8 protein-coding genes and 1 pseudogene are annotated in these 9222 nt (G+C 65.5%); 2 read left to right on the top strand and 7 right to left on the bottom strand.

Annotation, left to right across the window (positions count from 1 at the left end; translation table 11 throughout):
* Both ENZ75_RS11320 and ENZ75_RS11315 read left to right on the top strand, forming a co-directional pair.
* Nucleotides 1–295, top strand: a pseudogene (locus ENZ75_RS11320) (YifB family Mg chelatase-like AAA ATPase); the annotation flags it as partial.
* A 275-nt stretch (nucleotides 296–570) separates the two neighbouring features.
* The gene (locus ENZ75_RS11315) at nucleotides 571–1110 is read left to right on the top strand and encodes a J domain-containing protein (RefSeq protein ID WP_013528603.1); all 540 of its coding nucleotides are present in this window, start codon (nucleotides 571–573) and stop codon (nucleotides 1108–1110) included.
* Nucleotides 1111–1176: 66 nt separating this feature from the next.
* Here the strand turns inward: ENZ75_RS11315 and ENZ75_RS11310 are convergent, their stop codons facing one another.
* The 7 genes from ENZ75_RS11310 to ENZ75_RS11280 form a co-directional block, all read right to left on the bottom strand.
* Nucleotides 1177–3345: a malate synthase G gene (locus ENZ75_RS11310; RefSeq protein ID WP_063169667.1), complete on the bottom strand. Its 2169-nt coding sequence runs from the start codon at nucleotides 3343–3345 to the stop codon at nucleotides 1177–1179.
* Nucleotides 3346–3443: 98 nt separating this feature from the next.
* Nucleotides 3444–5486, bottom strand: a complete 2043-nt coding sequence (locus ENZ75_RS11305; RefSeq protein WP_128278102.1) for a hydantoinase/oxoprolinase family protein — start codon at nucleotides 5484–5486, stop codon at nucleotides 3444–3446.
* Nucleotides 5487–5607: 121 nt separating this feature from the next.
* The gene (locus ENZ75_RS11300; protein WP_013528606.1) at nucleotides 5608–6234 is read right to left on the bottom strand and encodes a CDGSH iron-sulfur domain-containing protein; all 627 of its coding nucleotides are present in this window, start codon (nucleotides 6232–6234) and stop codon (nucleotides 5608–5610) included.
* A 114-nt stretch (nucleotides 6235–6348) separates the two neighbouring features.
* Nucleotides 6349–6720: a hypothetical protein gene (locus ENZ75_RS11295; RefSeq protein ID WP_063169665.1), complete on the bottom strand. Its 372-nt coding sequence runs from the start codon at nucleotides 6718–6720 to the stop codon at nucleotides 6349–6351.
* 127 nt (nucleotides 6721–6847) lie between these two features.
* Nucleotides 6848–7204: a hypothetical protein gene (locus ENZ75_RS11290; protein WP_024502169.1), complete on the bottom strand. Its 357-nt coding sequence runs from the start codon at nucleotides 7202–7204 to the stop codon at nucleotides 6848–6850.
* A 49-nt stretch (nucleotides 7205–7253) separates the two neighbouring features.
* Nucleotides 7254–8741, bottom strand: coding sequence for an aspartate aminotransferase family protein (locus tag ENZ75_RS11285; protein ID WP_063169664.1), 1488 nt, complete (start codon nucleotides 8739–8741; stop codon nucleotides 7254–7256).
* Between the two features lie 13 nt (nucleotides 8742–8754).
* Nucleotides 8755–9222, bottom strand: a 468-nt coding sequence (locus tag ENZ75_RS11280; RefSeq protein WP_348630610.1) for a pyridoxal-phosphate dependent enzyme, incomplete at its 5' end; no start/stop codon positions are given.

Genomic DNA, 9222 nt, shown 5'->3' with positions numbered 1-9222 from the left:
CGCCCGCACCATCCAGCGCGAGCGCTTCGAGCGGCTCGGCGCCACCCGCGCCACCACCAACGCGCATTGCGCGCCCTCGGTCATCGAGGAGATCGCCATGCCGGACGCCGCCGGCCTGTCGCTGCTCAAGGACGCCAGCGAAAAGCTCGCCTTTTCGGCGCGAGCCTATCACCGGGTGCTGAAGGTGGCGCGGACACTCGCCGATCTCGACGCCAGCGAAACCGTCGGCCGCATCCATCTGGCCGAAGCGATTTCCTACCGCATGAGCTCGGAGCGGGTGGCGCAGGCGGCGTAGATCACTCGCCGCCCGACAAGCCGACTCTGCCACACCACCTTCCGCAATCACGCCATAACCGTCATCCGACGAATCGGCCATCTCCGCACTGCGGCGGACCTGATTGTCCGCTTGGTCGACGTCCTCACCACCCAACGGCCCCCACCGACCGGGCGCCGGCCGTTTCTCCGTCTTCGGGGGCGTGGACGTCATCGCATCGGACCAAAGTCTTGGTCTCCGCATTGGGAATTCCTTATTTAGATAATGTGAATATGATTGCGGTCGGGGAGTCCGCTATGTTCGTTGACTACTACGAAGTTTTGGAAGTCAGCCCGAACGCCAACTCGGAAACGCTGGAGCGCATATTTCGCTATTTTGCGATGCGCTATCATCCCGACAATCGCGAAACCGGCGATGAAGCCCGCTTCAGTGAAATCGTGGAAGCCCACAACACGCTCAAGGATCCGGTCAAACGCGCTCAATACGACATCGCGTATAGGGACCATGCCGGCCTTCGCCGCGAATTGACCGAGGAAGCCAGCAACAGCAAAGGCATCGAGCGGGATGTCGTGATCCAGGCCAGGCTGCTGTCGCTGCTTTACGCGAAGCGCCGGCACGACGTCAGCAATCCCGGGATCGGGGATGTGGAGCTCGAACGCCTGTCAGACTGTCCGCGAGAGCATCTCGAGTTTCATCTCTGGTATCTAAAAGCGAAGGGCTGGATAGCAAGAGTGGAAAACGGGACGATCGCGATTACGGTGGAAGGCGTCGATAGGGTCAACTCCGAACACCGTCGCGATCCCACCATCCGGCTCCTGGACCATACAGCTTCCTGACGCCTCACCTCCGGAGGAAGTCAGGCCGAAGACCTGCCGCCCCATTCACGGCAGGGACTGGCCTCTTCAGCCCTGCTGCGCCTTCAGTTCCAGCCGCCGCGCGTGCAACACCGGCTCGGTGTAGCCGTTGGGCTGGGCGCGGCCCTTGAATACCAGGTCGCAGGCGGCGAGGAAGGCTATCGACTTGTCAAAGTCGGCCGCCATCGGCTCGTAGAGCGGGTCGCCCTCGTTCTGGCGGTCGACGATGTCAGCCATGCGCTTCATCGTCGCCATCACCTGGTCCTCGCTGCACACGCCGTGGTGCAGCCAGTTGGCGATGTGCTGTGAGGAAATACGCAGCGTGGCGCGGTCTTCCATCAGGCCGACATCGTTGATGTCAGGCACTTTCGAGCAGCCGACGCCCTGGTCGATCCAGCGCACGACATAGCCAAGAATGCCCTGCGCGTTGTTGTCGAGTTCCTTCTGGATATCCTCGGGCGACCAGTTCGGCCGCACGGCAACGGGCACCGACAGGATGTCGTCGAGCCTGGCCTTCGGCCGGTTCTTCAGCGCCGCCTGCACGGCGTGAACATCGACCTTGTGATAGTGCGTGGCATGCAGCGTCGCCGCCGTCGGCGACGGCACCCAGGCGGTGTTGGCGCCGGCCTTGGGGTGGACGATCTTCTCCACCAGCATCGCAGCCATCAGATCCGGCATCGCCCACATGCCCTTGCCGATCTGGGCGTGGCCGGCCAGCCCGCATTCCAGCCCGGTGTCGACATTCCACGCCTCGTAGGCGGAAATCCAGGCGGCCTGCTTCATGTCGCCCTTGCGGATCATCGGGCCGGCTTCCATCGAGGTGTGGATCTCGTCGCCGGTGCGGTCGAGAAAGCCGGTGTTGATGAACACGACGCGCTCCTTTGCGGCGCGGATTGCCTCCTTGAGGTTGACGGTGGTGCGCCGCTCCTCATCCATGATGCCCATCTTGATGGTATTTTTCGCCATGCCGAGCAGGGCCTCGACGCGGTCGAATATCTCGACGGCGAAGGCGACTTCGTCGGGCCCATGCATCTTGGGTTTCACGACATACATCGAGCCGGCGCGGGAATTGGCGCGGCGGCCGTTCGGCCCGACATCGTGCAACGCGATCAGCGCCGTCATCGCCGCATCCATGATGCCTTCCGGAACCTCATTGCCGTCGCGGTCGAGGATCGCCGGGCTGGTCATCAGGTGGCCGACATTCCTGACCAGCATCAGCGAGCGGCCGGGCACGGTCAGCGTGCCGCCGGCGGGCGCGGTGTAGGCGCGGTCGGGATTGAGCTTGCGGACAAAACTCTTGCCGCCCTTGGTGATCTCTTCCGCTAGGTCACCCTTCATCAGGCCGAGCCAGTTGCGGTAGACGACGACCTTGTCTGGCGCATCCACCGCCGCGACCGAATCCTCGCAGTCCTGGATGGTGGTCAGCGCCGATTCCAGGATGACATCGGCGATGCCCGCCGGATCGGTGCGGCCGATCTGGTTGTTGCGGTCGATCACGATCTCGATGTGCAGGCCGTTGCGCACAAGCAGCACGGCATCGGGATTGGCGGCATCGCCGCGATAGCCGACGAATTGCCTGGGGTCGGCCAGCGTCGTCGAGCCGGCGCCGGCGCTCAGCCGCAAGGCACCCTGCGCCAGCGACAGGCCATTGACGCCGGCCCATTTGCCGGACGTGAGCGGGGCAGCCTCGTCGAGAAAGGTCTTCGTCCAGGCGACGACCTTGGCGCCGCGTGCCGGATTGAAGGCTTTGCCCTTTTCGGCGCCATCCGTTTCGGGGATGGCATCGGTGCCGTAGAGCGCATCGTAGAGCGAACCCCAGCGCGCATTGGCAGCGTTGAGCGCATAGCGCGCATTCATCACCGGCACGACCAGCTGCGGTCCGGCAACATCAGCAATTTCCGGGTCGACGTTGTCGGTCGACACGCTGAAGGCCGGGCCTTCGGGAACGAGGTAGCCGATCCCTTTCAGGAAGCCCTTGTAGGCCTCCATGTCGACCGGCGCGCCGTGATCGCGATACCAGCCGTCTATCTGTTCCTGGATGGCGTCACGCTTTGCCAGCAGCTCCCGGTTCTTCGGCGCCAGATCATGGACGACGGCCGAAAAACCGTTCCAGAAGGCGTCCGCTTCGATCCCCGTGCCCGGCAGCGCTTCCCTGGCCACGAACTCATGCAGCTCGCGGGCAATCCGCAATCCGGCGATCTCGATGCGGTCGGTCATCAGGCTACTCCAGATGAAAGGCTTTGCGGGCCTTTGGCATGTCAGGTTTGCCGGGTCAATTCAGCTTAGGGTGAAGGTGGCGTATTTCGCCGCGTCGCTCAAACCGCAATGCGCGGCCTTCCCGAGGCCACGGCCACGACATGCGCCTCGATGAACATGCGCTGGGCCTCGACGGTCGAGACCCGGAATTCGGTGGCGACGTCGATCTCGGCGCTGTCGGTGCCGGCATCCCTGGCGCGCTCCGCGACGATGGCGCGGACATCGGCCTCGGCCGCCGCGATCGCCGCTGCCTCGTCGAGGAAATCGCGTACGGTCTCGCCCGAGGCGAGACGAAACAGCCCTTCTATGGGCTGGCTGACCCGCGCCTCGGCCGAAACCCTGACCTGGCCGACGACGGCGCCGAGCGCGTTGGCGACATCGGTATCCCTGGGCACCACGCAGTCATTGCCGATCAGCTCGGCCAAGCCGGCATAGTGCAGCGGCGCCGAGGCGCCGAGGCCGATGACCGGGCGGTCGAGCGCGACGCTCAGGCGGGCGATGCCGGGATGCGCGTCGACCGCGCGCTGCACCAGGGCGTGCGCCACTGTCGCGGCGCCATCGAGCCCATCCTCGGCAAAGGCGGTCTCGAGGATATATTCGGCCGACCAGCGCGTCAGCGTCACCAGCACCCGTTCCGAGATCGCTTCCGGCGAAGCGGCGATGTTCTGGCCACGGCCGTCACGCTTGCGGGCGAACAGTTCGGCGCCGAGGCGCGCGGCGATGGGATCCCAGTTCGCCTGCTTGCCCAGCACGTGGGCGGCGTCCGACGGGGTGAAGCCGGCGACATGCACCAGCCCGCGCGACACCAGCCGGGTCAGCGTCGCGTTCTGCGCGTTCGAGGTCAAAAGCCTGTCGGCGGCGAGCGGCACGGCACCAATCAGCTCGTAGAGCCTGGCTTCGGCGCCGGTCAGGCCGGCGGCGAGCCGGTCCGGCACGCCGGTGCGCACCGCGAAGCGGCCGTCCATACGGCCGGGATTGGGTGCCCGCAGCTGACGCTCCAGCTCTGAAATCAGCGCTACGCCATGCGCCATGCCGGCCAGCGCCAGCGGCACCAGGCGGCGCGGCCCGAGCAGGATCCTGGGGTTGAGCGCGCCATCCTCCAGCGCCACTTCGGAATCGCCGCCGAGGCCGAAGGTGCGCATGGCGACGGCCTCGACCATGGTGCGGAAGCCGCCGACGGTGGCGCCTTCCGGATCTAGCCTGGGACGGCCGCCGTCGAGCACGGCGACGTCGGTGGTGGTGCCGCCGATGTCGGACACCACAGCATTGTCGAGCCCGGTCATGTGGCGGGCGCCGACCAGGCTGGCGGCCGGGCCGGACAGGATGGTCTCGATCGGTCGCTGGCGGGCAAAAGCGGCTGAAACCAGCGCGCCATCGCCGCGCACCACCATCAGCGGTGCTGCGATGTTGCGCGCCTCGAGGAAGCCTTCGGTTGCTGCCACCAGCCGGTCGATCATCGAGATCAGCCTGGCGTTGAGCAAAGTGGTCAGCGCCCGGCGCGGGCCGCCGAGCTTGGCCGACAGCTCGTGGCTCGATGTGACCGGCAGGCCGGACTTGTCGCGGATCAACTCGCGGGCGGCGATCTCATGCGCCGGATTGCGGGTGGCGAAGTAGGCGCAGACGGCAAAGCCGGACACCGAGGCGCCGAGTTCCGGCAGCGCCGCTTCCAGTCCGGACAGATCGAGCTTGGCGGCATTGCCATGCACGTCGTGACCGCCCGGACAAAAAACCACCGGATCGGTGCCGAGCGCGGCCTTCAGCCCGTCGCGGGCGAGGTCGCCCTCGGAAAAGCCGATCATCACCAGCGCGACGCGGCCGCCCTGGCCCTCGACGAGCGCGTTGGTGGCAAGCGTCGTCGACATCGACACCAGCTTGATATCAGCCGGATCGGTTCCGGCTTTCTGCAGCACCGCGTCGACGGCGCCGGAAATGCCGACGGCAAGATCATGCCTGGTGGTCAGCGCCTTGGCCTTGGCCAGCACCTTGCCCTTGTTCGGCCCTTCTTGCGGGCCTTCTGTTTCAGACCACAACACGGCATCGGTATAGGTGCCGCCGGTGTCGATTCCGAGGAACAACGGTTTTGGCTTGGTCTTGGCTGTCATTTTTGGCGGCGGTCCGGCTGGGGAGTCTGTCTGCCCCTGCCTTTAGCCGATGCGGGCGGGTCGATAAAGCTGCGAGCGCTGGGCCAAGGCGGAGATTGGCAGCGTTGGCCGAAGCGCCAACCTACCCGACAAACCCCACTTTCTTGTGCGTGCCATCGCAGAACGGCTTGTTGGCGGAATGGCCGCAGCGGCAGAGGAAGGCGCGTTGTGTACGGTCGACCGTATGGCCGGTTCCGGTGACGATCTCGAGATTGCCCTCAAGCTTGAGCGGGCCATTGGTGGTCGGCGTCACTTTCAGCGGACCATTTCTCGCTTCGAGCGCCGGCGTGTCCTTCAGCTGCGGCTCGCCGGTGGCGGCAAAACCGGATTTGTTGTGGCTGCCGTCGCAGAACGGCTTGTTTTCCGAAGCGCCGCAGCGGCAGAGCGTGGCACGATAAGAAGTCTCGCCGTCGAGAACGATCTCGGCGTGTACCGCCAGCGGGCCGTTTTCCCGCAGCCGCACCGTGTTGACCACCGGTGCTTGCTCCTGCGGCCCGCCATCCTTCCTGACATAGGTGATGGCGCCCGACGGGCAGCTTTCGGCGATGGCGACGATCTTCTCGACGCTGGCCGCCTCGGGATGGATCCATTGACCCGGCGCGTTGGGCACGAAGACGTGCGGATCGCCGAGCACGCAGTTGCGCGAATGGATGCAGCGCTTGCCGGAAAACCCGACGTCGATCTTGTCGCTTTCGACCATGCCGGCCATAGCTGAGCTCCTTTTGCCTGAAGCACGTCGCGTCTGAACAGTTCGAGGCGGCGCGCGCTGGGTATTTGCACAGGCTATGGCTCCAGCCCGAAGACCGTCAAGCTGGCAAACCGGTCAGGGGACCAGTTCGATCTCCTCGGTCTCGCCGCCGCTGCAGGTATAGCAGCAATCCTCGCATTTTTCCTTGTTGCCGGGGCCGACGCCCCAATAGGTGCCCTCGTCACCATCGACCCAGGCGCCGTAACAGATCGATTCCCCGGCGTTGCAGGATATCGGCAGCTGCTTGGTCTCGCCGTCGTCGAGGTAGAAGTCCTTGTCATCGCCCGGCCAGACATAGTCGCGATCCTGGCTGTAGAGTTCGACGCGCATGGCGTTGGGGTGGCCGTTCTTGATGGCAAAGGTGACATCGTCGGCACGCGCCGCCGGCACGAGCAGCATGAGGAGAGACAGCGCGGCCAGCACGCGGCGCGCATAGATATGAAACATGAGTGACCCCCTGAATAAGCGGCCCACCCGGCCGCGTGGCGACCATCGCACGCAGCGCTGAATCGCGGAAGTGGACCGGACGAGCCGATCCCTGACTTAATTTGGGTCCAACGAAAACTTCCGCGCTCTACGGCACCAGATCGATCGTCTCTGTCGAGTGTTCGACGCAGATGAAGCAGCAGGTGTCGCAAGGCTGGTCATTGTCCGGCCCGACGCCGGCCGAGAGGCTGTCATTGCCGTCGGCCCAGGCGCCATAGCAGATATGTTCGCCCTGATTGCAGGAGAACGGCACAGATTTCTGCGACCCTGGGGCGATCAGGAACACCTTGTCGTTGCCCGGCCAGACCGTCTCGCGGTCGCGGCTGAACAGCTCGACCGCGACTGCTTCCTTGCGCAGGTTCTTGACGAAGAAGGCCATGTCGGCGGCCTGCGCCGAGGCGGTGAAGACCAGCGCCGCCAGTGCAACCATACGAAACAGCGTCACGGCCTGGATCTCCCGAATCACCGCGGCAGAATCGCATGCCTGCCCGCTACTAGGAAGGTGCGGAACCCTGCGTCGCGATCTCATGCCCCAGCCGCACCGTTTCACGCACCAGCAGGTCGAGATCCTCGCGCCGTGTGCGATGATTGGTGATCGCCACGCGCAACCAGTGCTCGCCATGCACCGTGGTGTCCGAAAGGGCCGCAATGCCCTGTTCCTGCAGCCGCAGCATGATCTCCGTGTTGAGCACCTTCAGAGCCTCGCCTGTCAGACCGGGCTGATAGCGGAAGCAGACGATGTTGACGGTCGGCGATGCCGCCAGCTGCAGCCGCGGCGCGGCCTCGATCAAGCCGGCAAGATAGACGGCCTGGGCAATGTTCTGGTCGATCAGGCGGCCGAATTTCTCGACACCGTGCTCCTTCAGCGCCATCCACACCTTCAGCGCGCGAAAACCGCGCGACGTCTGCAGGCCGTAGTCGTGCAGCCATTCGCCGGAAGCGAGGCCGCGCGGCGTCGATTCCAGATATTCCGGCGTCACCGCGAAGGTCCCGCGATGCGCGGCGGCATCCCTGACCAGGGCGCAGCCGACTTCGAACGGCGCGTGCAGCCATTTGTGGGGATCGAGCGCGACCGAATCCGCCCGTTCGATGCCGGCGACGCGATGGGCATTCTCAGGCGCAATGGCGATCAGCGCGCCGATGCAGCCGTCGACATGGAACCAGAGGCCTTCCTCATGTGACAGCTTCGCAAGCGCCTGCAAATCGTCGATCGCCCCGGTGTTGACGGTGCCCGCCGTACCGATGACGCAGGCCGGCTTGAACCCTGCCGCGCGGTCCTCTGTGATCGCTGCCCGCAAGGCGGCGATATCGATGCGCAGCCCGGCATCGGTCGGGATGCGGCGCAGTGCCCGGTTGCCGAGGCCAAGTGCCTCCATCGCCTTGCGGTGGCACGAGTGGATCTGCTCCGAGCCGTAGAAGCGCAGCGGCTTTTCGATGGCGGCGACACCATGCTCGCGCACGTCGATGCCGGCCTTGACGTTGCGCGCCACGGTCAGCCCGATGATGTTGGCCATCGAGCCGCCGCTGACCAGCGTGCCGCCGGCAGAAGCGGGAAAGCCCAGCATCTCCTTGCACCAGTTCACCACCTGGCTGTCCATCAGCCCGGCGGCGTGGTTGCCACCGCCGAGGTTCGAGCCCTGGATTGCCGCCAGGAAATCGCCGAGCGCACCGGTGAAATTGCTCGACCCCATATACCAGGACCAGAAGCGCGGATGGATGTTGCCCATTGGATAGGACATCACCGTGCGGGACACCTCAGAATAGACCGCATCCAGCGGCGCCGGCGAGCGCGGCAGCGGCGCCGAGAAGGCCCCTCTCACATCGGCCGGCATCTCCCGCCAGACCGGGCGGTCGCGCACATCGCGGAGGTAATCGACCGCATCGTCGATGACCCGGTGCGACAGGGCCTGCACATCGGCCCAGTCCAGGGGATCGAGCGTTTCCTCGGCCAAAAGGCCGAGGTTTTCTTGCACGGCGTCCATACCAGATCTCCCGTCAAGCCGCCGGGAACTGGCAGCCGGGCGTCGAGCGCGACAGGGCGGTCTCGTCGGCATCCATCTCGGCCTCGATGCCGTCGAACAGCGGTGTCGACATGTAGCGTTCGCCGGTGTCGGGCAGCATGCACAGGATCACCGCACCGGCCGGCGCCTCCTCCGCGACCTGCCGTGCCACGGCGAAGGTCGCGCCGCCGGAAATGCCGGTGAAGATGCCCTCTTTGCGCGCCAATTCCCTCGCCCATTTGATGCCCTCGGGCCCGGCGATCGGCATCACCTCGTCATAGAGGCTGGTGTCGATCGCCTCCTGCAGCACGTTGGGGATGAAATCCGGCGTCCAGCCCTGGATCGGGTGCGGCTCGAAGGCTGGATGGCTGGCGGCGGGAGCACCATCGACGCCGCGCTGCTGGACCTTGCCGCTGCCGACGAGCTGCGCGTTGGCCGGCTCGGACAGCACGATGCGGGTTTC

This window comes from Mesorhizobium sp. M7A.F.Ca.CA.002.04.1.1 (assembly GCF_004022805.1).
Lineage (GTDB): Bacteria > Pseudomonadota > Alphaproteobacteria > Rhizobiales > Rhizobiaceae > Mesorhizobium > Mesorhizobium ciceri.
The sequence above is the reverse complement of the archived record's forward strand: the minus strand, read 5'-3'. Positions and strand labels throughout refer to the sequence as shown.